At 44.6% G+C, this 25,621-nt stretch carries 20 protein-coding genes; 6 read left to right on the forward strand and 14 right to left on the reverse strand.

The genetic code is table 11. From position 1 onward, the window contains the following. Positions 1 to 4 precede the first annotated feature (4 nt). Entirely contained in the window at positions 5 to 1,135 is a 1,131-nt protein-coding gene (locus LLW17_RS13035) for an acyltransferase family protein (RefSeq protein WP_228230728.1), read from the forward strand. A 41-nt stretch (positions 1,136 to 1,176) separates the two neighbouring features. Further along, entirely contained in the window at positions 1,177 to 3,687 is a 2,511-nt protein-coding gene (locus LLW17_RS13040; protein ID WP_228230729.1) for a glycoside hydrolase family 95 protein, read from the forward strand. Positions 3,688 to 3,777: 90 nt separating this feature from the next. Here the strand turns inward: LLW17_RS13040 and LLW17_RS13045 are convergent, their stop codons facing one another. Together LLW17_RS13045 and LLW17_RS13050 are read right to left on the reverse strand one after the other, a co-directional pair. After that, the gene (locus tag LLW17_RS13045; RefSeq protein ID WP_228230730.1) at positions 3,778 to 4,740 is read right to left on the reverse strand and encodes a glycoside hydrolase family 43 protein; all 963 of its coding nucleotides are present in this window, start codon (positions 4,738 to 4,740) and stop codon (positions 3,778 to 3,780) included. Between the two features lie 162 nt (positions 4,741 to 4,902). Then, the gene (locus LLW17_RS13050) at positions 4,903 to 5,622 is read right to left on the reverse strand and encodes an NUDIX hydrolase (RefSeq protein ID WP_228230731.1); all 720 of its coding nucleotides are present in this window, start codon (positions 5,620 to 5,622) and stop codon (positions 4,903 to 4,905) included. A gap of 111 nt (positions 5,623 to 5,733) precedes the next feature. Between LLW17_RS13050 and LLW17_RS13055 the strand changes: the two genes are divergently transcribed. The 4 genes from LLW17_RS13055 to LLW17_RS13070 all read left to right on the forward strand — a co-directional run bounded on the left by LLW17_RS13055 (position 5,734) and on the right by LLW17_RS13070 (position 10,037). Then, positions 5,734 to 7,224, forward strand: a complete 1,491-nt coding sequence (locus LLW17_RS13055) for a xylulokinase (protein WP_228230732.1) — start codon at positions 5,734 to 5,736, stop codon at positions 7,222 to 7,224. 10 nt (positions 7,225 to 7,234) lie between these two features. After that, positions 7,235 to 8,545, forward strand: a complete 1,311-nt coding sequence (xylA, locus tag LLW17_RS13060) for a xylose isomerase (RefSeq protein WP_228230733.1) — start codon at positions 7,235 to 7,237, stop codon at positions 8,543 to 8,545. Between the two features lie 449 nt (positions 8,546 to 8,994). Beyond that, complete coding sequence (locus LLW17_RS13065; RefSeq protein WP_228230734.1) at positions 8,995 to 9,249, forward strand: hypothetical protein; 255 nt, start codon at positions 8,995 to 8,997, stop codon at positions 9,247 to 9,249. A gap of 329 nt (positions 9,250 to 9,578) precedes the next feature. After that, positions 9,579 to 10,037, forward strand: a complete 459-nt coding sequence (locus LLW17_RS13070; RefSeq protein WP_228230735.1) for a GNAT family N-acetyltransferase — start codon at positions 9,579 to 9,581, stop codon at positions 10,035 to 10,037. A gap of 16 nt (positions 10,038 to 10,053) precedes the next feature. Here the strand turns inward: LLW17_RS13070 and LLW17_RS13075 are convergent, their stop codons facing one another. From LLW17_RS13075 to LLW17_RS13130, 12 genes are all read right to left on the reverse strand, one after another. After that, on the reverse strand, positions 10,054 to 10,944 hold the full coding sequence (locus LLW17_RS13075; RefSeq protein WP_228230736.1) for a transglutaminase family protein: 891 nt from the start codon (positions 10,942 to 10,944) through the stop codon (positions 10,054 to 10,056). Then, positions 10,944 to 13,505 carry a circularly permuted type 2 ATP-grasp protein gene (locus LLW17_RS13080; protein ID WP_228230737.1) on the reverse strand — a complete coding sequence of 854 codons (2,562 nt, stop codon included), beginning with the start codon at positions 13,503 to 13,505 and terminating at the stop codon, positions 10,944 to 10,946. Before LLW17_RS13080 ends, LLW17_RS13075 begins: the two co-directional genes overlap by 1 nt. Before the next feature lie 16 nt (positions 13,506 to 13,521). Next, positions 13,522 to 16,875: a transglutaminase family protein gene (locus tag LLW17_RS13085; protein ID WP_228230738.1), complete on the reverse strand. Its 3,354-nt coding sequence runs from the start codon at positions 16,873 to 16,875 to the stop codon at positions 13,522 to 13,524. 206 nt (positions 16,876 to 17,081) lie between these two features. Beyond that, entirely contained in the window at positions 17,082 to 18,107 is a 1,026-nt protein-coding gene (locus tag LLW17_RS13090) for a threonine aldolase family protein (RefSeq protein ID WP_228230739.1), read from the reverse strand. A 61-nt stretch (positions 18,108 to 18,168) separates the two neighbouring features. Beyond that, positions 18,169 to 18,978 (reverse strand): SDR family oxidoreductase, encoded by an 810-nt coding sequence (locus LLW17_RS13095; RefSeq protein WP_228230740.1) that lies wholly within the window; start codon positions 18,976 to 18,978, stop codon positions 18,169 to 18,171. Further along, positions 18,972 to 20,069: a type III polyketide synthase gene (locus LLW17_RS13100; protein ID WP_434084784.1), complete on the reverse strand. Its 1,098-nt coding sequence runs from the start codon at positions 20,067 to 20,069 to the stop codon at positions 18,972 to 18,974. The genes LLW17_RS13095 and LLW17_RS13100 overlap by 7 nt, the downstream gene beginning before the upstream one ends. Continuing rightward, positions 20,045 to 20,746, reverse strand: coding sequence for a methyltransferase domain-containing protein (locus tag LLW17_RS13105; protein WP_228230742.1), 702 nt, complete (start codon positions 20,744 to 20,746; stop codon positions 20,045 to 20,047). The genes LLW17_RS13100 and LLW17_RS13105 overlap by 25 nt, the downstream gene beginning before the upstream one ends. Continuing rightward, complete coding sequence (locus tag LLW17_RS13110) at positions 20,743 to 21,891, reverse strand: NAD(P)/FAD-dependent oxidoreductase (protein WP_228230743.1); 1,149 nt, start codon at positions 21,889 to 21,891, stop codon at positions 20,743 to 20,745. Before LLW17_RS13110 ends, LLW17_RS13105 begins: the two co-directional genes overlap by 4 nt. Before the next feature lie 122 nt (positions 21,892 to 22,013). After that, a complete protein-coding gene (locus LLW17_RS13115) occupies positions 22,014 to 22,718 on the reverse strand; it encodes a YiaD family glycine zipper/OmpA-like lipoprotein (RefSeq protein ID WP_228230744.1) in 705 nt (234 codons plus the stop codon). A 48-nt stretch (positions 22,719 to 22,766) separates the two neighbouring features. Next, entirely contained in the window at positions 22,767 to 23,252 is a 486-nt protein-coding gene (locus tag LLW17_RS13120) for a lipocalin family protein (protein ID WP_228230745.1), read from the reverse strand. A gap of 27 nt (positions 23,253 to 23,279) precedes the next feature. Continuing rightward, a complete protein-coding gene (locus tag LLW17_RS13125) occupies positions 23,280 to 23,438 on the reverse strand; it encodes a DUF1328 domain-containing protein (RefSeq protein ID WP_072984756.1) in 159 nt (52 codons plus the stop codon). A 155-nt stretch (positions 23,439 to 23,593) separates the two neighbouring features. Then, the gene (locus LLW17_RS13130; protein ID WP_228230746.1) at positions 23,594 to 25,573 is read right to left on the reverse strand and encodes an alpha-ketoacid dehydrogenase subunit alpha/beta; all 1,980 of its coding nucleotides are present in this window, start codon (positions 25,571 to 25,573) and stop codon (positions 23,594 to 23,596) included. Between the last annotated feature and the right edge of the window lie 48 nt (positions 25,574 to 25,621).

Consider the following 25,621-nt stretch of genomic DNA (forward strand, 5'->3'; position numbering starts at 1 on the left):
GCTTATGACCGTAAAAACTTCAGAACGCTTTTTATCGCTCGACGTATTCAGAGGGCTTACCATCGCCCTGATGATTTTGGTAAACACGCCGGGTACCGGTGCGGAGATGTACCCCTATCTGGTGCACGCGCAATGGTTTGGGTTTACACTGGCAGATTTAGTCTTCCCTTCATTTCTATTCGCCGTGGGTAATGCGATGAGCTTCTCGATGCGCCGCTTTCAGGAGGCTGTACCTGCAGATTTCTGGAAAAAAGTACTGAAGCGTACTGCAATTATCTTTCTGTTGGGATTCCTGATGTATTGGTTTCCCTTTTTTGAATTCAATGACGGGCAACTGCAGTTATCCCCATTTTCTGAAACCCGGGTTATGGGTGTTTTGCAACGTATTGCCCTGTGCTACTTTTTTGGTGCAGTGCTGGTAAGGTATTTTTCAGTCAAAGCCATTTTCATCGCGTGTATTGTGATGCTCCTCGCCTACTGGGGAATTCTGTATGCTTTTGGCGAACCGGGACGCGAACTCGAAATGGCAACCAATGCCGCCGCTAAATTTGACTTTACCATTTTGGGCGAAGGCCATATCTATAAAAAAGACGCCATCCCTTTTGATCCGGAAGGTATTTTGAGCACCCTGCCCAGTATTGTAAATGTACTTGCGGGTTATCTCGCCGGCGTGTTTATCAGACGAAAAGGGAAATCCTTTGAAACCATTGCCAAACTGATGCTGGCCGGGTTTATCATTTTTGCTTTAGCCGAATGGTGGGGCTTGATTTTCCCCATATCAAAAAAATTATGGACGAGTCCCTTTGCGCTGTTAACCATAGGCCTTAACCTGTCTATGCTGGCCGCACTAATATTTGCGGTAGAATTGAAGAACATCAAATTCGGCAGTGATTTTTTCAACACCTTCGGGAAGAATCCGCTGGTGATTTACCTGTTTTCTGAATTGTTTTACATCACGCTGCGTCTGATACCGGTAAACGAAAATCAGGATGCTTTTGAATGGGTAAGTGAAGAAATCTTTCAGCGCATCTTCCCGGGATCCTTCGGGGCACTGATGACCGCTATTGTCTTTATGCTCGTATGTTGGGCTTTGGGCTACTGGATGGACAAAAAGAAAATCTACGTCAAGATCTAATTTCGTTTCAATAAATGATCAATACCTTTAAAACTCCTTGTTTGACTTCATCCTCACCTATGACATTTTCTTTTAGCCTACCTCGTTTTATAATCTTTGTACTTTTAGCTTTAGCTTCCTGTAAAAATGACAAAAACCGGGAATCTGATACTGCCGAAGCCAATATTCATGAACTTTGGTACGACGCCCCTGCGCGTGAATGGGTAGAAGCCCTGCCGCTGGGAAATGGCAGAATTGGCGCGATGGTATTTGGGCGTGTGAGTGAAGAATTGATTCAGCTTAATGAAAGTTCGCTCTACAGCGGTGGTCCCGTACCCCAAAGTATCAATCCCGATGCAGCTTCCTATCTGCAACCTTTACGTGAAGCCATTTTCACCAGAAACTATGAGCAGGCAACCCTTTTGGCCAAAAAGATGCAGGGCTATTACACCCAGTCTTATATGCCTATGGGCGATTTGTTACTGCATCAGGAGTTGAAAAACGATTCGGTTCAAAACTACAAACGTACGTTGGACATTGCCGATGCCATTACCACCACTGTATTTGAAGCGGATGGCGTTAAGTACACCCGGGAGTTGTTTACCTCAGCACCCGATAATGTTCTGGTAATAAAACTTACCGCAGATGCCGCAAAAGCCTTAAATCTGAATCTTTCGGCAGCAAGCCAACTGCACGCTGAAGTTTCGGTAACTGAAGATCAGGAATTAGTGGTCAGCGGGAAGGCTCCGGCACAAGTAAATCCCAATTATTACAATCCCGAAGGCGTAGAACCTATTACTTACGAAGATCCTGAAGGATGTGACAGAATGCGCTTTCAATACCGCATCAAAGTGCTTAAAACCGATGGTAATCTCAGTGTGGAAAATAGCAGTCTGGCTATCGCTGATGCTTCCGAAGTGGTTGTACTGCTTACCGCGGCAACCAGTTTTAACGGTTTTGACAAATGCCCGGATAAAGATGGACTCGACGAAGCAAAACTCGCGAGTGAATCTATGCAGGCGGCTTCGGCTAAAACTTATGACCAACTCAAAGCAGATCACATCGCCGATTTTTCGGCCTATATGACCCGTGTCGCGCTTGATTTGGGCACAACTCCGGAAGACCTTTTAAAACAACCTGTTAATGCCCGTTTAAAAGCCTATTCCCAGGGAGCTAACGATCCCAATCTGGAAGCTCTGTATTTTCAGTATGGTAGATACTTACTGGTTTCTTCCTCAAGACCGGGCGGAATCGCAGCCAATCTTCAGGGAATCTGGAATAACGAAATGCGTCCGCCGTGGAGTTCAAATTACACCACAAACATCAATGCCGAAATGAATTACTGGCCGGCAGAAACCACCAATTTAAGCGAAATGCACCAGCCCTTTTTGGCCTATATCCAAAATGCTTCGGTGACCGGAAGCCGTGTGGCTAAAGAGTTTTACGATGCAGACGGCTGGGTGTTGCACCACAATTCAGATATCTGGGCGACTGCAAACCCGGTGGGCGATCGTGGTAATGGCGACCCGCTATGGGCAAACTGGTATATGGGTGGTAACTGGCTTACGCTACACCTCTGGGAGCACTATGCTTTTACTCAGGATGAGGATTATCTGTCGAACGTATATCCCGTAATGAAAGAAGCGGCCCTGTTTACCTTAGACTGGCTGGTAGAACGCAATGGGCAATTGACTACTGCGCCCTCAACCTCCCCTGAAAATTTCTTTAAGATTGATGGTAAAAATTACGCCCTAACGGAAGGCGCCACCATGGATATGGCCATCATACGCGAATTGTTAAACAATACCATTAAAGCTTCAGAAATACTGGGTATCGATGCCGAATTTAGAGAAAAGCTCGTCGCTACCCGGGAGCGTTTGATTCCGTATCAAATAGGTGCCAAAGGCCAATTGCAGGAATGGAATCTGGACTTTGAAGAAGAAGATCCGCATCACCGCCATGTTTCGCATTTGTTTGGCTTACATCCCGGCACGTCCATCTCGCCGCTCACCACTCCGGAGCTTGCTGCGGCTACCGAAAAAACCTTTGAACTGCGCGGCGATGAAGGAACCGGCTGGAGCAAAGCCTGGAAAATCAATTTCGCTGCCCGCTTGCTGGATGGCGATCACGCGTACAAGATGATTCGCGAATTGATGCAGTACGTTGACCCCTACTCCAAAGAGCATAAAGGCGGGACGTATCCCAACCTATTCGATGCGCATCCGCCGTTTCAGATTGACGGGAATTTTGGAGCCACTGCCGGCATAGCCGAAATGTTACTGCAAAGCCATCTGGGTGAATTGCACCTGCTTCCTGCCCTGCCCGGTGCCTGGAAAAGCGGTTCCGTTAAAGGTCTTAAGGCCCGTGGAAACTTTGAAGTGCATATTGAATGGAAAGAAAACGAGCTCCAAGCTGCAACAATACGTTCAGAGTCCGGTGGTAATCTGGTTATACGCACCGCGCTGCCTTTAGAGATTGAAGGGGTTTCGGCTGAAAGCCAAAAAGTAGGAATGTATTACCTCACCCGTTTTGAAACAAATACCAGAGAAACCTATCGGATTTCGGCTGAATAACAAAAGCTCAATAAGCAAAAAAAAAGGCTGTCTTAAGTGTTAGTTGAAGAACACCCGGGACAGCCTTTTAAATTTTATAGACTAAAAAATTTATTGACCTTCAATGGTCTTGATTTTTCCTTCAGCATCATATTCAAGCTCGACCACTTTCATACTGCGCAACCACGTTTTTCCGCCTGAAGGCACACTGTCGTGAAAAAATAAATAGCTCTTTCCTTTAAATTCGACTATAGAATGATGCGTGGTCCAGCCCACCACCGGAGTCAAAATCACTCCCTGGTAGGTAAACGGTCCGTATGGATTATCTCCCGTTGCATAACACAGGCGGTGCGTGTTTCCGGTAGAATACGAGAAGTAATATTTGCCGTTGTATTTATGCATCCACGAAGCTTCAAAAAAGCGACGGTCGTGGTCTCCCGCAGTTAGCGGCTTTCCGTCTTCATCTAAAATCACAATTGCTTTTGAAGGCTCTGCAAACTCGATCATACTATCGGCCAAACGGGCTATACGTGCCGGTAATGCAGGCTGATCTTCTGCCGGTTCTGAACCGCACTCGATGGCTTTGCCATCACGGTAACGCTGCAACTGTCCGCCCCAGAGTCCACCAAAATACATATAGTGCTTTCCATCTTCCTCAAAAATACAGGGATCGATAGAAAAACTGCCCTTCATAGGCGCGTCAAGCGGCTTAAAAGGCCCTTCAGGCTTATCGCTGGTCGCAATCCCAATGCGGAAAATATCCGTTTGATCTTTCAGCGGAAAATACAAATAATACGTCCCGTCCTTATGGGCAATATCACAATCCCAAAGCTGGCGACCCGCCCACGGAATGTCTTTTACGTCAAGTGCCTTACCATGATCGGTAACTTCCCCATCAATAGATTCCATCGAAAAGACGTGATAATCCCGCATGTCAAAGTGATCACCATTATCGTTTTCAGGAATGCCCGATTCTACATCGTGAGAAGGATAAATATAAATTTTGCCGTTAAAAACATGTGCCGAAGGATCTGCCATATACGCATGATCCACCAGATATCTGGGTTCTTTCATAGGATTTAATTTAGTGTTTAGTCTTAAGTATGGGTTTCTTCAAAGCTGAAAAAACAACTTATAGTATTATTGACTACAAGTTTAGCAATTATAAATGAGTTTCCCTAACTTTTTTAAACCGGTTGAGTGCCGGAATCGGAAAAGTTAAGATGAAATTGAAGTTTAAAATTCGAAGTTGAAACCTTTCTCCAGCAACTTCTTATAGGTTTCAGGATTGAAGCGATACAGTTTTGCTGCGCGGTGCGAAACATCTTTTTGCTTTTCGGCCAGGGGCGTAAGCAAATCCATTTTAAGAATTTTACGCCTGAAGTTGGGCTTGTCCATCTCATAACCCAAAATCTGTTCGTACAGGTGCATCAACTGGAGTAACGTAAATTTTTCGGGTAACAAATTGAAGCCTATAGGTTCCTGCTTGATGCGTCTGCGCAGGCGTTTTTGACCGATTTCCAGAATTTGCTGGTGATCGTAAATCAGATCTTTGACTTCAGAGACTTTAAACCAGGCAACTTCGGCAGCGGTGTAACCTGCTTTCAAATCGTAATCTTCTTCTTTAATCAGTGCATAATAGCCCACAGTGATTACCCGCGAAAGCGGAAAACGATCGGGTGCACCAAAAGCCCGCAACTGCTCCAGATAAACATCTTTAATCCCGGTAAGTTCGAGTAGGAGACGGTTTGCAGCATCGTCAATACCCTCATTTTCGTAGATCCACCCTCCGGGTAAACCCCACTTATTTTTACTTATCCCCTCTTTATGCTTAACCAGAAGAACCTCGAGTTCTTCATTTTTAAAACCAAAAATCACGCAATCAATGGTAATACTATCCAGAATAACAGATTTTTCATCTTCGGGTATTTGCATTGAGGTCGATTGAGCATCCATAGGGTTAAAAATGTACAGCTAAAGTATAAAAAATTGATAAATTTCAGATTTTTATCCGTATACTTGTAGTCAATATTACTATAAGTAACTTGTTAAACCAAATTTAACCCTATGTATTTTTTAGGAATTGACCTGGGCAGTTCATCCATCAAACTTGCTGTGCTGGACGGTAATACCGGTAAAGGTATTGCTCATGTGACGGTACCCGACCACGAAATGCAGATGCACGCGGCTCAAGCGGGCTGGGCAGAACAAGACCCGGAAAGCTGGTGGCAGTACACCTGCGACGGTATAAAAAAATTAAAAGCTAACGGCCTTGACGTTTCACGTATAAAAGCTATTGGTATCTCCTATCAAATGCATGGTCTGGTTCTTACTACCAAAGATCTTGAGGTTTTAAGACCTTCAATCATTTGGTGCGACAGTAGAGCTGCCGGTGTAGGCCGTGAAATTTACGAACAAAAAGGAAGTGCCTTTTTCCATTCCCGCATTTTGGGAAGTCCCGGGAATTTTACAGCTTCCAAGCTGAAATGGGTGCAGCAACATGAGCCGCAACTTTTTGAAAAGGCAGCTTATATGATGCTTCCGGGAGATTATCTTGCCGCGAAGTTTTCGGGCGTAGCCCAAACCAGCAAATCGGGCCTTTCTGAAGCAGCTTTATGGAATTTCAAAAAAGGAACTCTGGCAACAGATGTTCTGGAAGCTATGGGACTACCTGAATCCCTGATTCCTGAAATCGTTTCTAATTTTGGACATCAGGCTCAAATTGCTGCTGATATCGCTGCTGATCTGGGACTTTCTAAAGATGTCAAAATTACCTACCGTGCCGGCGATCAGCCTAATAATGCCTTGTCATTAAATGTTAACCAACCGGGAGAAATCGCTACCACAGCAGGAACTTCGGCCGTTATTTATTCGGTGACCGATCAGGATTCGTTTGATCCCGAAAACCGCGTAAATACGTTTTTACACGTGAATAATGAAGAGCAACAGAAGCGTAACGGTGTGCTGCTGTGTATCAACGGCTCAGGAATTCTATACCAATGGCTTCGCAAAACCGTTTCAGCCGGTTCTAAAGATCTGGTTTCCTACGAATTCTTAAACGAGCAGGCTTCAAAAGTAAAAGCCGGTAGCGATGGTTTGCGTTTTTACCCTTTTGGAAATGGTGTAGAACGCATTTTCAATAACAAAGATGCTACCAGCGGCTTACAGAATCTCAACTTTAACCGTCACGAAAATTCGCATCTGGTGCGAGCTGCCTGTGAGGGGATTGTTTTTGCTATGAATTACGGTTTCGAAATCATGCAAAAAATAGGTGCCGGGGGCCAGCGCGTAAAAGCCACACACGCCAACTTATTTTTGAGTCCGGTGTTTCGCGAGATTTTTGTCAACACTACCCAAACCACGCTCGAATTGTATGAAACCAATGGGGCTGAAGGAGCTGCACGTGGCGCTGCATACGGTTTTGGGCATTACAAGACGCTAAACGAAGCCAACGAGGGATTAAGTCTGATAAGCACGCAGGAACCTCAAAAGGATCAGGGAAAAATCTATTCAGACTGGTATCAAATCTGGAAAAACAACATAAAAATAAACGAGTAATTCAAAAACTATGAGTACCTATTTTAAGAACATTGATAAAATCAAATTTGAAGGAAAAGGCAGTGACAATCCGTTAGCTTTTAAATATTATGAAGCAGATAAGGTTGTTGCAGGAAAAACCATGAAGGAGCATTTTCGTTTTGCTATGGCCTACTGGCATACGCTTAATAACAAAGGAGGTGATCCGTTTGGTGCACCTACCGAAACTTTTGAATGGGACAAAAATCCCGATCCGGTAGGACGTGCAAAAGATAAAATGGATGCTGCTTTTGAATTTATGACCAAAATGGATCTGCCTTACTACTGTTTTCACGATGTTGATGTGGTAGATGAAGCACCTTCATTAAATGAGTTTGAAAAACGCATGCACCAAATGGTGGAGTATGCGCAAATGAAGCAAAAAGAAAGCGGAATCAAGCTGCTTTGGGGAACCACAAACCTGTTTAGTAACCCACGCTATATGAACGGGGCTTCTACCAATCCTAATTTTGACGTGGTAGCCTACGCAGGAGCTCAGCTGAAAATTGCCGTAGATGCAACCATCGCTTTAGGTGGTGAGAACTACGTGTTCTGGGGAGGTCGTGAAGGTTATATGAGCCTCTTGAATACCGATATGAAGCGCGAACTTGACCATATGGGTCGTTTCCTTACTATGGTAAAAGACTATGCGCGTAAAGAAGGATTTAAAGGAAACTTCCTGATCGAGCCTAAACCTATGGAGCCCAGCAAGCATCAGTATGATTTTGATGCAGCTACAACATTAGGATTCATCAACAAATACGGTTTACAGGACGACTTTAAACTGAATCTGGAAGTAAATCACGCTACACTGGCAAGTCACACATTTGAGCACGAACTGCAGGTTGCTGTAGATAACGGTATGCTGGGAAGTATAGATGCTAACCGTGGTGATTACCAAAACGGTTGGGATACAGACCAGTTCCCGATTGATATTTACGAAATCACCCAGGCTATGCTTATCATTTTAGAAGGCGGCGGTATTCAAGGTGGTGGTGTAAACTTTGACGCTAAAGTACGTCGTAACTCTACCGACCTGGAAGATAAATTTATTGCGCACATCTCAGGAATGGATGTATTTGCACGCGGACTTATCGCAGCAGATCACATTCTTCAGAACACTAAATACAGTGACTTGCGTAAAACACGCTATGAGTCTTTTGACGGTGGTAATGGTGCTAAATTTGAAAAAGGAGAACTTACACTGGAGCAATTGAGCGAGATCGGGAAGCAAACCGGGGAGCCAAAACAATTTAGCGGTAAGCAGGAATTGTTTGAGCAAATCGTTGCAAACGCGTTCTAAATAAGAATAAAATTCATTTTAATTATTTGAAAAAGCATCCTTTTAGGGTGCTTTTTTTGTTTTTAAATGCAAATCGAAATCTAAAAAGTACCTCTTTTCTCAGGCAGGTTGATTTTAGAAATCAATACTTCCAAAACGTGCTGCAATTTTTTTTAAAGATCGAAAAGTGCCCGTTTAAAGATTTGATTGTCAATTAATAAATACATTTTAAATGTCTGACAAGGGCTTGAAAACCGTCTTTTTGTTCAAAATATTCCGTTCCTTTTATACTTAAACAGATTTAAGGCTAAACCGATTTAGCAAAAAAATACTCGTAACTAATTCATTTTCAATGTGTTTTTAAGCTAACTTTAACAGTACAGTTCTAGCAAAATAATTGGGGATGGCGTTATTTTATTGTCCCCCTACAGCGAACTAAAATTCTGCTAACGCTATAATACCAGTACATCATGAGGGCGCAATTACAACTAACCGAAGCTAAAAGCTCATTTCAACAAGAGGCAATCGTACGTTGCCTGAACCGTATTATGGAAGTACGCATTCTTGATTTAAATCTTAACAAGAGAGTGTTATTTGTAGAATTTACAGGTCCCAAGGTGTTTCAGAAAATTCAAAAAGAGATTGAACGTCTGGGTTTAAGCATTAACGAAAAAAAAATAGTGCCCGATCCTTTCGCTGTTTCTTCGACTTCCCGCGAAGTTTAAAAGCCTTTACAAGGCCGGTTATACAGCGATTTTCGTATAGATTATACTTAAATACCCGTCTTATGACGGGTATTTTTTTCTGTTTATCAAATTAAAATAACTGATATTCAAACACTTAAAAAGAGGTAAATCTAAACAACATTGTGTAACTAAAATTCCTTCCTTAAAAACACCCTATAACTGTTCAAGTTCTCAGAAATTAACTAAATTTAACACTGCTTATTATCATAGGCGCCTAGTTTTACCCAGTATTTTTTTCAAATTCATAAAATTGTGTTTAAGCGCAGTTCGCTGCCTGCGCAGCCACACATCAACCAAAGACCTCAACTATGCTAAATCTTGTACGTACCGATTCAAAGAATCCGGATTTCTTGAAAATGGTAAAAGAACTTGACGAGACATTGAAACTTACAGATGGTGACGATCATGAGTTTTACAATCAGTTTAACTCCCTTGACCGTATAAAAAATGTGATTGTGGCTTACGACGGCGGGCTTGCCGTTGCATGTGGTGCTTTCCGGGAGTACGGCCCTAAAAGTGTCGAAATCAAAAGGATGTATACCAAGCCTATTCACCGCAAAAAAGGCTACGCCAGCGCTATTCTTGAAGCTTTAGAAAACTGGGCCCACGAGATAGGCTATACCAAATGCATCCTGGAAACCGGAATTTTTCAGCCTCCTGCAATTGCGCTTTACAAGAGACGTAAATACGATATCATCCCAAACTACGGGCAATACAGCGGCATTGGTGGCAGTATGTGTTTTTTAAAATACCTGGGGCCGCAATAATTAAACTGGAAAGGCTCTAGGGTATTCGGGCGATATCAACCTCGACGTTAAGTTTGCTTCTTCCGCTGCCGTAAACCACTCCTTTAAGTGGCGGAACATCGTAATAGTCCCGTCCCCAGCCGGTTACTAAATGTTGATTGCCCGGAATCTGATTGTTAGTGGGATCAAAATCTACCCAGCCAAAACCGGGAATAAAAATTGAAAACCAGGCGTGACTGGCATCTGCGCCCACCAGCTTTTCCCTTCCGGGAGGTGGTAGCGTTTCAATATACCCGCTGATATAGCGCGCCGGTAATCCTATAGAGCGTATGCAGGCGATAGCTATCTGAGCGAAATCCTGACACACCCCCTTACGCTCTTCCATCACTTCATTTATGGGTGTGGAAACACTGGTAAAACCCGATACGAAATCAAAATCCACATAAATACGCTGCATCAGTTCTTCGGCGGCTTCAAATACTGAACGTCCCGGTGTAAAACTCTTATTGGCATATTCCCGAATGTTTTCGCCCCAATGTCTTATAAAAATAGACTCCAGGACAAATTGTTTGGCTTCCAGAATATCTGCCTCTGTTTTTTGAAGGGTTTTACGCGCCTGCTCCAACGTGATTCCTGTACAGGCTTCCGTGCGAAAAGATGCCCGATGCGATTCATAATCCCGATTCAGCTTACTCACCGTGGTAACCTTGAGCTGCTTATGCTCTTTTTGTATCGAAAAACGGGTGATATAATTTCCGAAGAAATCTACCCGTTCTGAAATTTCATCAGCTTCGGGACTGATTTGCATTTTATATTCCAGCAGTTCCTGGCCCGGTGATTTTCGGGGTTTGAGTACCGCAATATTGTGGCAGTAACTTACCGGAGCATCGTAATTATAGGTCGTGGTATGCGAGACAGCGTATAACATTAAATGGAAAAATTTTGATCTACCAGCTGACTCTGCTTATAGGTATGATTGAAATAGGTGTTGGTGATAGATTGTGAAGTTTGAAACAACAATTCGCTCAACTCTTCGAGCAGGTCATCCAGATCTTCACGCACATAACTTTCGGGGTTGGCAGTCATCGCGAGAGCTTCTGAACTCGCTAAACGCAACTTGCTGAATGCCTCAAAAACATTCTTCTCGTACTGCGTAAGCGTATCAGATCGCTGCGAATGTGGTAACCTGGCGATATCCTTCTGCAGACGACCTAATAAAAAAGTAAGGGATCGTGGATATTTCAAATCCATTAACATCAGGTTAATCACCGGTTCTACCCGGATAAACGAGCGGTAGCTGTAGCGGTATATATTCAGGCTTTCGTGACTGCTCAGCAAAGCTTCAAGAATCTCATATTCGGTTTGACCGGCCTGTTTGTTTACTAACAGTGCCCGGCATTTGGTGATGGTAAGGCTGCTGTGTTCGAGCTGTAAACCTATAAAATAGAGCAAAAGCCCCTGCTCTACCATAATACTTTCCTCAATAAGTCCCATAAAAGCGATAAGACGGGTGATGAGTTGGTTTAGGCCTTTAATAAGCTTGGTAACTGTGAGGTCTTTTTCGTTTTCCAGATTGCGCCACAGTTTTTGAATGGTTTCAAAAACACGCCACATATCGCTGCTCCACAAATTACGAATGGAATAATACGAGCTGCTAAACATACTCATGGTATGCCCCAAACTTCCTACCCGTTCCCGATTGAGAATGACATCAAAAATCTCCTCTAGCGGATTGCTCATCGCATAGGTACCATCTTCCCGTTTTTCCATAAATCCGGGATAGGTACCGGTCATCTGGGTTACGGCCTTGTAGAGAATATTCAGTTTTACCGAGCATTCTTCCTGAAGAATGGTTTCAGTAGCGCTGGTTTGCTTTAAAACCATGCGTAAAAAGCGGGCGTTAACCAAAGTACGTCCTACGTATCTGCCGGCCCAGTAGAGGTTTTCGGCCGTAAGGCTGGGCAAATCGGCAAGACCGCTAACCGAAATCGCCGATCGCCGGTTCCAGTTAAAATTTGGAGTTTCCTCACTACGATCGGGGTCAATAATCCAAAAATCCTTGCTCGTACCCCCACGCTGATTACTTACTCTTAGGGTATTACGGTCGGGTGCAACGCGTACGAGGCCACCGGGCATCACATTATAGCCTTTTTTACCGGCGATGGTGAAGGTACGCGCTACCATATTGCGTGGCTCAAAGGTTCCCTTAGTAAAATTGGGTGCCGTAGAAAAGCTGATGCGCTCCTGAGCTACAAAATGATAGGGTTTGCGTTGAATTTCGTTTTTCAGCTTTTCGAGCTCTGCCTTGGACATCAGCGAACCAAAATGAATATGCTCCCTATTGGTACGATCTATAGGTTTTATGACCAAATTGTGCAGGTTTTCGAGCACATAGTTTTTTTCCTTTTCCTGTCCGCACCACCATGAAGCAATCTGCGGAAGCACTAAAGGTTCATTGAGGAAAAATCTGCAAATAGCCGGCATAAAGGGAATTAACCCCGGGTTTTCAAGCACTCCGCTGCCTATGGGATTTACAATGGTCACATTTTGCCTGCGTACCACATCGAGCAAACCGGCAACACCCAGATGTGAATCTTCCCGAAGCTCCAAAGGATCGGTAAAAATATCATCTACCCTTCGCAGTACCACGTGTACCCGTTTTAAGCCCTTCAGGGATTTCATATACAGATTGCCTTCCCGCACCACCAGATCATTCCCCTGCACCAGCGGATACCCTAAAAAGGAAGCCAGATACGCGTGCTCAAAATAGGTCTCGTTATGCGATCCCGGCGTGAGAATCACGATGTTCGGGTTTTCGATCTTTTCTGGCGAAGCCTCAACCAAAAGATCATTAAAATCTTTAAAAAATTCAGACAGGCGTCTGACATTCATATCCACGAATATATCAGACAAAACCCGGTTTGTGGTAGAGCGGTTTTCTAGCGCATATCCCATACCGGACGGTGCCTGGGAGCGGTCGTTCACCACCCACATACGACCATCACTGCCACGGGCCAGATCGGCCGCATACAGAAGTAAATGTTTATCGAGTTTGTATTGAATTTTGTCGCACTGCCTTAAAAAACCACGATGCCCGTAGATCACCTCGTGCGGCACCACCCCTTCTTTTATAAGGCGCCGCTCGCCATAAATATCTTTTAACACCAAATTGAGCAGCTCTGCCCGTTGTTTCAATCCCTTTTCAATTTGCTGCCACTCGTCTGCGTGCAGTAAAAAAGGAATCACATTAAGATTCCACGGACGGTTGAGTCCGTTAGGATCATTGTAGACATTGTAGGTAACCCCGTTTTCTTCGAGTAACCAGTCAATATCGTTCTGCCGCTGATTGAGACCGTCTGTACCTATGCGCTTGAAATTCTCAAGCAGTTGTTTCCAGTTTCCTTTCACAGAAAGATCGGGAGAAAACATCTCGTCATACGTATTGTCTGTAAAATACCGGGTAAACCAGGCGTTTGTGGCAACGGTCATAGTTAGGGGAGCTAGCTTAGTATTTCTTACGTAAATCTAATAAATGTGGGAATTCCGGGTTCACAGGTATCTCTTTAAAATCAAAGGTTTTTTCCACAGTATTGGTCTTGAGCGTACGCCCTACCAATTTCGGATTAGGCTCTGACTCTGAATGCGTTATCGTTCCCTGTGTATGACCCATCTCCCAAAAACGGTTAATACGTCTCGATTCGGCTTCCAAACTGTTGATAGGATACGTCTCGTAAGACCTTCCGCCCGGATGCGCAACAAAATAGGTACAACCGCCAACCGAACGCTCGTTCCACAGATCGACAATATCAAAAACCAAAGGTGTATCTACCCCTATCGTAGGATGCAGGGCAGACCAGGGCTGCCAGGCCTTGTAACGTACCCCGGCAACATACTCGCCTTCCACGCCCGTATTGCTCATTTGGACCTTAACCCCGTTACAGGTTACCACATAACGCTCCTGATTAAAGTTGGTCACCTTAACCTGTACGCGTTCCAACGACGAGTCAACGTACCTCGAGGTACCGCTTCCGGTCATTTCTTCTCCCAAAACATTCCAGGGTTCAATGGCAGAGCGCAATTCAATCTTAATACCCTTGACCTCAACCTGCCCATAAAGCGGGAAACGAAACTCAAAAAACGGATCGAACCAGTCTAATTTGAACGGATATCCCGCAGCATTAAGCTGAGTCACCACATCTTTAAGGTCTTCTTTCACGTAATGTTCCATCAGGAATTTATCGTGCAGGCGGGTACCCCAGCGCACCAGTTTATGTTTGTAAGGCTCACGCCAAAACCAGGCTACAAGGGTACGCACGAGCAACATCTGCGTAAGGCTCATGCGTGCGTGTGGCGGCATATCAAAGCCGCGCAACTCAAGGATTCCCAATCTACCGCTGGACGAATCGGGTGAGTACAATTTATCTATACAGAACTCCGCGCGGTGCGTGTTTCCGGTAATATCGGTAAGCAGGTGACGGAATAAACGGTCGGTAAGCCAAAAGGGAACATCCTCATCTTCGGGAATCTGACTGAAAGCGATTTCCAGTTCGTACAGGTTTTCCATTCGGCCTTCATCAATACGCGGTGCCTGGCTCGTAGTGCCAATGAACGACCCCGAAAACAGATACGACAATCCCGGATGGTGTTGCCAGAAGGTAAGCAGACTGCGTAGCAAATCGGGTCTGCGCAACAACGGTGAGTCAGCAGGAGTGATTCCTCCCAGCGTAACGTGGTTACCGCCACCGGTACCCGTATGCTTACCGTCAAGCATAAATTTTTCGGTGCTCAGGCGGCTCTTTTTGGCCTCCTCATAAAGCGTAAAGGTATTTTTAGAAAGTTCGTCCCAGCTTTTTGCAGGATGTACATTCACCTCGATCACACCGGGATCTGGAGTCACTTTAAGTACTTCAAGACGGTAATCGCGCGGCGGCTCATAGCCTTCAATCAACACGGGTATGTTTAACTGTTTCGCCGTAGCTTCGATAGAAGCCATCAGATCCAGAAAGGTTTCGGCATTATCCAGAGGCGGCAGAAATAAGTATAATTTCTTGTCGCGTACTTCGGCACACAAAGCGGTACGTGCAAAGGGGTTCTTCTCCTTTTTATCGGCGTTATAATCTATTTTTCCTTTTCTCGCTTTCGCGAAAGCTTTACGTTTCTCGAGCGCTTCAGCGTAGTCACCAAAAGGTTTGCGTTTATCAAAAAGATCAGGATCTGTGATGGGTTGCGACGGAACATCAGGTTCCTCAATGAGTGAGTTTAACGGCAACCGAAGCCCTACAGGTGAATTCCCGGGGATCAAAAACAAATGCTTGCGTCTAAACTGCCAGGGGCTGGTCACCCATTTTCCCTGAATGTTCGCCAGCGGCAAAATATGGCCTATTTTTTTATCAAGACCCTGCTGTAAAATTCGCGCCAGCCGGTTTCGGACTGATGTAACCGTGTCGTCGCTGTCAAGCGGATCAACGTCTACCGGCAAGCGGCCTTCTTCCCACATAAAATAAAACACATCTTCGTAAGCGGGCATAATGTATTCCAGACGCACCCCGAGATTTATCGCGAGTTCCTGCAGAAACTTTTTAGAAATGCCTTCCGGCAGATCGTATTCTTTGGTAAAAGAGGCCATCAGGCTTTCGTCCTTCCAGATGGGTTTACCGTCTTTTCGCCAGTGAATTCCTATCGACCAGCGCGGTATGGGTTCGCCGGGATACCATTTACCCTGAGCGTGATGAAACATACCCCCTGGCGCAAATTTATGCAGTAAGCGGTTTGAAAGACCTTCTGCCAGCTTGCGCTTTTCAGGACCGTCAGCTTCGGTATTCCACTGCTCAGATTCCATATCGTCAACAGAAACAAATGTGGGTTCACCACCCATCGTAAGCCGCACATCGCCGTCCTGTAACTCCTGCTCCACCTTTTTACCCAACGCATCTATGGCTTCCCATTGATCTTCGGTATAGGGCTTGGTAACCCGTGGCGATTCAAAAATTCGTGTAACCGAATTCTCAAACTCAAACTCGGTCTCTGCAGGATCTGAAAAGCCGGTCACCGGGGCCGCACTTTCAAAAGAAGGCGTGCACGCCAGCGGAATATGACCTTCTCCGGCCAGTAATCCGGAAGTCGAGTCGAGACCAATCCATCCTGCACCGGGCACATAAACCTCAGCCCAGGCGTGCAAATCGGTAAAATCTTCTTCAGGGCCAGACGGACCATCCAAAGCTTTTTCGTCAGACTTCAGCTGTACCAAATATCCCGAAACAAAACGGGCTGCAAGCCCCAGATGACGCAACGACTGTACTAAAAGCCAGGCAAAATCCCGGCAGGAACCCAGTTTCCTTTCAAGTGTTTCTTCGCAGGTTTGCACACCCGGCTCCATACGCACCGTATAATTGAGGTACTGGTTGATGTGCTGGTTGATCCCTATTAAAAAGTAGATGGTTTTTTGCTTGCTCGTATCTACAGTTTTTAGAAACTTCTGTAGCAAAGGCCCGTCATCGGTCACTTCCAGATAGGGCAATAATTCTTTTTTAAGCGATTCTTTGTAGGTGAACGGAAACTCTTCAACCGCTTCTTCCACAAAAAAATCAAAGGGATTGATGGTTTTGAGATCGGCCAGAATTTCTACGTCAATAGAGAGTTCGTCGGTCTTTTCCGGAAAAACCACGCGCGCCAGATAATTCCCAAAAGGATCTTGCTGCCAGTTGAAAAAGTGATTTTCAGGCTTGATTTTTAACGAATACGCTTCAATGGGTGTTCTGCTGTGCGGTGCAGGTCTTAATCTAAAAATATGCGGTGACAGCGAGATGCGCTTGTCGTATTTATATTTCGTTTTATGTGAAATAACGACTTTGAGAGCCATAAATGGACAGTTTTGGTTAGGGTTGTGCTGCGTTTATGATGCGGTACAACCTCTACTAAGATAGTGTTCCAAACCTTAAAAAGCCGAAGCTTTGGTCAAAAACTCCGGCTATGCCCTCTATTTTTAGAAAATCGCTAATGAGATGGGTTTATAATATCTCATTCGCTATCTAAACAGGGATTTAAATCATTTTTTAAAAATGACTTCTACAGATTTTTAGACGAAAGCAGATCGAGCAGATGCGCATGCATCGCATCGGTATAATCGTAATGGGTCACCATACGCAGCTTGCCTTTACCCAAAGCGCTGATGAAAATCTGTTTTTCTTTTAGCTGCTGAATAAACTTCAACTCATCAACTTCAGGTCTCAATTTAAAAATAAGGATGTTGGTTTCTACCGGCTCTACCAGAGCGACTTTAGCATGTGCCGCCAGTGCTGTAGCCAGCTCCTGAGCCTTGCGATGATCTTCTGCCATACGCTGCCAGTGATGTTCCAGGGCATAAATACCCGCGGCAGCCATAAAGCCTACCTGACGCATCCCGCCACCCAAAACTTTGCGTACGCGCATCGCCTTGTCCATAAATTTTTGTTTACCTACGAGCACCGAGCCCATTGGCGCACCCAGGCCTTTTGACAGGCACACCGAAATCGTATCAAAAACCTCCCCGTAATCTTTTGGAGATTCGTCGGTAGCAACCAGCGCGTTCCAAAGGCGGGCACCATCCAGATGTAAACCCAGACCGTGCTCGTCGCAAACTTTTCTGATTTTGACAATTTCCCTAAAATCATAACAGGCCCCGCCGCCTTTATTGGTCGTATTCTCAAGACAGACCAGTGATGTCAGCGGACTGTGGTAAAAATCGGGCGGATTGATGTTTTCCTCCACCTGCTCTGCGGTGATCATCCCGCGATGACCGTCTACCAGCTTGCACGAAACCCCGCTGTTAAATGAAACCCCGCCGCCCTCGTAGTTGTACACGTGCGCATATTTATCGGCGATGAGTTGTTCGCCGGGCTGGGTATGAATTTTAATCGCAGCCTGATTGGTCATACTTCCCGTAGGAAAATACAGCGCCGCATCCATCCCAAAAAGATGTGCGATATGCTCCTCGAGTTTATTAACCGTGGGATCTTCTTTATATACATCGTCCCCAACTTCGGCCTGCATCATCGCCTGCAACATTTCGGGGGTGGGTTTGGTAAGCGTATCGCTCCTTAAATCTATAATCATAAATTCCTTCAAATTCTAAACGGTTTTAAAGCTAAAAAAATCCGTTTTATGTTGTATCTGTTTATCTCAAATGCTCTCCGCCGTCCACCGGAATCACGGCTCCATTAATCCAGTTTGCTTCAGGTCTGGTAAGCAGGTAGACTGCATTAGCGACATCTTCGGCGGTTGTAAGTCGTCGGTTGGGATTGCGGGCCATCGCCTGCTCAATTAAAAGTTCACTTCCCGGTATCAGCCGCAGGCTTTCGGTATTAGTCACTCCCGCCTGAATACAGTTTGCCGTGATTTGCAAGGGTGCAAGCTCAAAAGCGAGACTGCGCACAATAGCCTCGAGCGCTGCTTTTGCGGCGGATACCGCGGCATAGTTAGGCAAGGGTTTGCTACTACCCTCGCTGGTAAACGCAAGGATTTTGCCGTGGGATGCAAATAATTTCGCATTCGCGAAAGCGCTTGCCCAATCGTACAGGCTAACCGCCATAGCTTCCGCAGTAAGCATAAAATCTTTCCCACTCAGAGTCGCTTCCGAAGGATTATCGGTATAAATAGGTTTTAAATTTCCCTTTGCGATGCTGTGCAGCATTAATTGAAGCCGGACTTCTTTCGCCCTAAAAAAATCAAGTAGTTTTTGAATGGTTTCAGCACTCAAGGCATCGGTATTGAATTCGGCTACTTCTACGCCAAAGGCCCGCATAGCTTCAAGTTCGTCTTCAAAATCACCCAATTTACTCCGCCGGGTGCGGTGCACGATGCAGATGTTCAGGCCCTTTTCAGCCAGTTTTTTTGCCGAAGCCAGTCCCAAGCCGCTGCTGCCCCCCAGGATTAATGCCCATAAGTTCGCTTCAGGGCTGGTGTTAAATTCAAATGTTTTTACCATTGTATTAAAATGCGTTGTGCCGAAAATCCGGGTCCAAAACTAAGCATCAGACCGTAATCTCCATCAGGAATTTCCCGGTTTAAGAAGCGTTCCAAAACATACAACACCGTAACGCTGCTCATATTGCCATACAGGCGTAAAACTTCTTTAGTATCGTCAATAGTTTTACCGCGCTCCCCAAAGAGGGCTTCAACCGTCTGCACAATCTTTTTGCCTCCGGGATGAAATACCAGATTATTTACCGCATCGATATCTATGTTGTTTTTCGCCAAAAACGGATCGATGATTTGCGGAAAATGCCCTGCAATGGTTTCGGGGACTGAAGGATCTAAAATCATTTTGAGTCCGGTATTGGTAAGTTTAAAACCCATCATATGCTCGGCATCAAAAAAGTGATACATCCCCGTATCAACCACTTTTGGCCCCTCGTCTTCTGCTTTGGACGAAAGCAATACACAGGCACCGCCATCGCCAAAAATCGCAGCACTCACCACATTAGCCATCGAGTAATCGTTGAGCTGAAAAGTGGCCGTAGGGCTTTCTACCGCGATGACAGCCGCCCGTTTTCCGGGATTGGCCTTAAGAAAATCGTTGGCATATAAAATCCCTGAAATTCCCGCTGCACAACCCATCTCCGTAACCGGCAGACGGGTGATATCCTGCCGCAAATGCAGTTTGTTGATGAGATAGGCATCCAGCGAAGGGATCATAATACCGGTGCAGCTCACCGTGATGATGTAATCTAGGCTTTGCGCATCCCAACCGCTTTTCTGCAAAGCATCGGTAAGCGCCTGTTCACCCAGTTTGATCACTTCACGCGTGTAAATATCATTTTTGTCTTCAAAGGAAGTTGCGGTAAACACCTCTTCGGGCGCCATAATGCTGTAGCGTTTGTCTACAGCTGCATTGCTGAATATTTTTTTGACCTTACGGCGAAAGCGTTCATCCTGCCCTTCAAGCCAAAGATCTACAAGGGGTAATATTTCGTGAGTCTCGCGGTGGTATTGCGGAATAGCTTTGGCCACCTCACAAATTTTTACCGGATTTTTAGTTGGTTCTGGGGAATTCAATGCTGTTTTTCTAGTATCCATAAATAGCGAAAAGCCCAGCGCCAACTCAACTGATAGCGAGTAACCGGAAGCTTTTTTGTGAAAGTTACTAATTCCTTTTTTGTAAATGCCCGTTTGATGGAGATCAAACCATCGTAACGCGCAATGTGACTGCGCATAAAAACCCGGCTGAAGCCCTTAAAAAGCACGTAAGCCAAACGGCTGCGCTGTAAATCATTGATCACAACCCCCAAGCGGGATAACTGTAAAAACTGATTTAAAAACCGGTCGATTTCGGCATTGGTAAAATGATGCATTGTAAGTACCGACAAGATGATATCGCACGAAAAATGATCAGCATCCAACTTTAAAATATCCTGAACCTCAAATTGAATCTCGGGATAATCCGTTGATTTTTCACGTGCTAACGCAATACTCTTGGGATTAAAATCATAACCCCACAGGCTCACGGAAATTCCTTTTTTACGGCAGTAATCGGCTACAGTTCTAAGCGTGGCTCCATCACCGCAACCCATATCTGCGATGCTGTACTGTTCTTTCGGAAACTTTTCAAAAAAATAATCAAGTCCGTGAGTGGTAACTTTATTTCCTCCCAAAATGCGGTTCACCAGAGTAACCTCGTTAAGCGCCTGCTGCAGGGTAACCGCGTCAAGCGAGGGATCGTCCATCAATTCGGGAAGGAGGCTTCGTTCTTTCAAATTTCCAGAGGTTTACCGTGGGTTAAACTGATGATTTTTGGCAGCACTCCGGGTATCCGTTGCAGGCTGCTTATGCCCAGATTGGTAGCTGTTTCGTGCTGCAAAATACGCTGCAAAACCCGGCCTGTCTGTAAACGACCGGAGAATGTGCTGTTCCAGCGTTTGATATAGCTTTGCTCAAGCTCTTCACGGTCTTGGGATTTGAAGTGATACTCCACAATACTTTCTGCTAAGAGTTTAGCCGAATGAACCGCCATTGCCATCCCATTACCGCAAAGCGGATGAATGAGCCCCGCACTGTCACCACACATCAAAATATGATTCGTGATCAATTCTTTAGGCTGAAATGAAATTTGGCTGATACTAAGCGACTTTTCAAACACCGGTGTTGCCTGATTGAAGAAGGTCTTAAGTTGTGGGTTCTGCGAAAGTACATCATGCTGAAAACCTTCCAGATTGCCGGAAGCTTTAAAAGCATCGAGATGTGTGAGGTAACACACATTTACCCGATTGTTTTCAACTTTTGAAATCCCGCAATAACCGCCATTAAAAGAGTGAAGGCTTACCACGTTTTCGGGAACTTCTGCCTCGTAATGGGCTTTGACGCCCATCCAGGGGGTTTTGTTGCTGAAGAATTTTCGCGAAAGCGCAGCATCTAAAACCGAACGTTTACCAAAACTCCCGATGACCAAATCGCTTTCAAAGCTTTCACCGGACCGGCAAAAAATCTCAAAACCGGCGTTTTTATATTCGATGCGTTCAACAGTATCCTGCATCCACGTACCGCCTTTTTCTTTTGCCAATTCAGCCAGTTTAGAATCCATCGTATAACGGCTGATGCCAAAACCACCCAGTGGCAATGCGGTTTTAAGGGTTTTCCCGGAGCGAGAGCTGAGTTCAAATTCTTCAATTTGCACAGCGCCCCAATCGAAAGGGTTGATACCCAGAGATTGCCAGTAAGGCAGAATTTCATTGGAGATATACTCACCGCAAACCTTATGTTTAGGATACGCGTCTTTCTCAACTAGGTGTACCTCAAAACCTGCGCGAAGCAAATGTATTGCTGCGGTCAACCCGGCCAGACCGGCACCTGCTATAGCTATTTTTAAGTTCTTTTTCAATGCAGGCTCAAGATACTCATTCAATTACTAATTCAAGGCTTCTTTGAGACTGAAACATAGCCCTGAGATGTTTAAAAAAACAAACCTCCTGACAGTAAAGACTGCCAGGAGGTTTTCTAAAATCCTGTCAAAAGGAAATTAATTTATTATTGACCCTCGCCTGCCTGTTGCTTAGCCTCATTTACCATTTCCTGATTCGGAACGATAGCTAGAGTTACACGGCGGTTTTTAGAACGTCCCTCAGCGGTTTCGTTGGTGTATTTTGGTTGTTCTTCACCATACCACTGCGTTGTAAATCTTCCGGAAGCGATACCCTGACCTACTAAATAATTAGTAACTGCCTGAGCGCGATTTTTAGAAAGAGTCATATTGTATTCCGCAGAACCGGTGCTGTCTGTATGACCCACCACAAGAACGTTAGTTTGAGGATATTCGGTCATAACTTTAGCCAAACCATTAAGTGTTTGCTGAGAAGCGGCGTTAATGTTGTACTGGTTTGTAGCAAAATACACCCCACTGTTTTCGTCAAAATTAACCACGATACCGTCGTCAATTCGTTCTACCTCAGCTCCGGGAATTTCCTGCTCAATACGCTTGGCCTGCTCATCCATACGCTTACCGATTACGTTACCGGCAGCACCACCTACAACACCACCAATTACAGCACCCAATGCACCACCATCACCTTTAGTACCCACATTGTTACCTATCACGGCACCAATAATGGCACCACCGGCTGCACCGATAGCAGTACCTTTTTGTTGATTATTTGCATTACGGGTTGCCTCACAAGAAGTTAGCATCGTTAAGGCTACTGCAACTACAGCAGCTTGTTTCAATATAGATTTCATAAAAATTGTTTTAATTAAATTAAGGGGTTACCCATTCTGAACTTTTATTTATTCAGATATTTTTGAAAAATTCATTACAATCTTAAACGGTTTTCCATCAACCTGCACGGTCTGAGTAAATGTCAATTCGTTATCAGAAAGGTAGTTGATATTTAATCTAAATCCAGCATCATTCATAGTCGAATTCATTTTCTCGTCGGTTGGCTTCAACAAAATGTCATAGGATATGGCATTTTCCTGATCTGGAATGCTCCATACAAAATAACGCTTTCCGGGGTTGCAGGTGGTACTGGTAATCTCATAATTACCGAAGTTGTTATTCGGTATAAATCTCCAGGTACTTCCTACCATACATTCTGATGAAACATCTCCAAAAAGAGTTACATCATAAATTCCGGTTGCATTGTTATAATTGATGTTATCTAAATTCCAATAACCTTTAAGTGTTTTACGCGATTGCTTAACAACTTCACTGGTACCTCCACAAGAAACCAGAATGACACTCAAAATTAAAATGCTGATTACTTTTCTCATAATTTATTAGGGTTTAAAAGATCTAAATTATCTGAACAATCTTGACAGTAAACTGATCAGGAAAAGAACAATAAAAATGAAGAATAAAATTTTAGCGATTGATTCTGCACCGGAAGCAATTCCTCCAAATCCAAAGATTGCTGCTACAATTGCAATAATGATAAATATAACTGTCCACTTAAGCATAGTTGTAAATTTTATTGGTTAGTAATGAGTCAAAAATAGCAGCGATATGGAGATCGATGTTATTTATTAATAGTGTTTAACTCGCCGCTGTTAAAATGCGTTAACGAAAAAAACCACAAACAAACAATTCAATAAAATTTTAACATTTACAACTTTCAAAAGGCTCTTAGCTCCTGTAAAATCTGGGCTATGCGCTGTTTGGGCAAATATTGCTGTTCCAGATTTTGAGCGAAAGGTATGGGGGTATCTAAACTACTTAAACGTCTTACCGGCGCATCTAAATACCGGAAACACGCTTCTGCAATAAATGCCGCAATGTCTGCCATAATATTACCAAAAGCGCTGTCTTCACATAAAAGCAAAACCCTGCCGGTTTTCTGAACAGACTGCTTTATAGCATCCCGGTCTAATGGCATCAATGACCGCAGGTCTAGAAGATCTACTTTGAAGTCCGGTTTATCCCGAAGCGCTTCAAGCGCCCAGTGAACCGCTGCTCCATAAGTAATGAGGGTAATCTCTTCGCCAGACTTTAATAGTGCCGCTTTACCTAAGGGCAGATTGTAATAGGCTTCAGGAACCTGACCTCTGATGTTTCGGTAGAGGGCTTTATGTTCAAAAAATAAAACCGGGTTGGGATCTTCAATTGCAGTAGCAAGTAAACCCTTAGCATCTTCAGGAAATGCAGGATACACCACTTTTAAACCCGGAGTATGCGTAAACCAGGCTTCGTTAGTCTGGCTGTGAAAGGGACCCGCACCCACTCCCGCCCCACAGGGCATTCTAATAACCACATCTGCAGATTGCCCCCAGCGGTAATGTGATTTAGCTAAATAATTTACAATAGGATTAAATCCGCTGCTTACAAAATCTGCAAACTGCATTTCTACTACAGATTTAAATCCATTTATCGAAAGTCCCATCGCAGTCTCAATAATGCCCGACTCACATATAGGCGTATTGCGCACCCGATCTCTTCCGTATTTATCAACAAAGCCTTCGGTAATTTTAAAGACACCGCCATATTCAGCAACATCCTGTCCCAGTATAACCAGGTTTTCAAAGCGCTGCATACTTTGGTCGAGACCCTGACTAATGGCATCAATAAACCGAAGTTCCTGTACAGATCCTTTGGGAGGTTTGGGAACGAAATCAAAAGGCGCGTAAACATCGTCAAGCTCCTGCTCAGCAGTTGAGGATATAGGTTCTTCAGCAAAAGTTTCCGCAAGGGCTGCGTCAATTTCTTCCAGAATTTTTGCGCGCATCTGCATATCCTCCTCTTCAGACAACAAGCCCGAATCCTTTAAATAAATACGGTAGTTTTCAACCGGATCGCGTTTTTCCCAGTGATTCATAAGTTCTTGCGGAACATATTTTGTTCCGCTAGCCTCCTCGTGACCACGCATTCTGAAGGTTTTAAATTCTAACAAAACAGGTCGTGGATTTTCCCGTACCGATTGTGCCAGTTCTGAGACGAGCTGGTAGACTTCTAAAATATTATTACCATCTATGATGTGACTTTCCATCCCATAACCCACTCCCCGATCGGCCAGATTCTCGCAACGGTATTGTTCTGATGTGGGCGTTGAAAGGCCGTAGCCGTTGTTTTCAATACAAAACAGGACCGGCAGATCCCAGACCGAAGCGATGTTGAGTGCTTCGTGAAAATCGCCTTCACTGGTCCCTCCCTCGCCGCTAAACACGGCAACAAGGTTTTTCTCTTTGCGCAATTTATGAGCCAGTGCGATACCATCTGCCACGCCTAGCTGAGGACCCAGATGCGAGATCATCCCAATGATTTTGTACTCCTGAGTGCCAAAATGAAAACTCCTATCGCGACCCTTTGTGAAGCCGTTGCGCTTGCCCTGCCATTGACTAAATAAGCGCTGCAACGGAATATTTCGGCTCGTAAACACCCCCAGATTGCGATGCATAGGCATAATGTACTCATGTTCATGAAGGGCTGCCGTCACTCCTACCGATATGGCTTCCTGACCTATGCCGCTAAACCATTTGGAGATTTTTCCCTGCCTGAGCAGCACAAGCATTTTTTCTTCTACTAAACGGGGTTTGAGTAGTTGTTTATATAGACCTAAAAATTTGTCGTGGTCAATTCTATAATTCGAATAATTAAGCATCAAAACGCATGTAAATGAAAGCTGTAAATTAAAAGATCTCTTTGATCT

The organism is Leeuwenhoekiella parthenopeia, from assembly GCF_020782115.1.
Lineage (GTDB): Bacteria > Bacteroidota > Bacteroidia > Flavobacteriales > Flavobacteriaceae > Leeuwenhoekiella > Leeuwenhoekiella parthenopeia.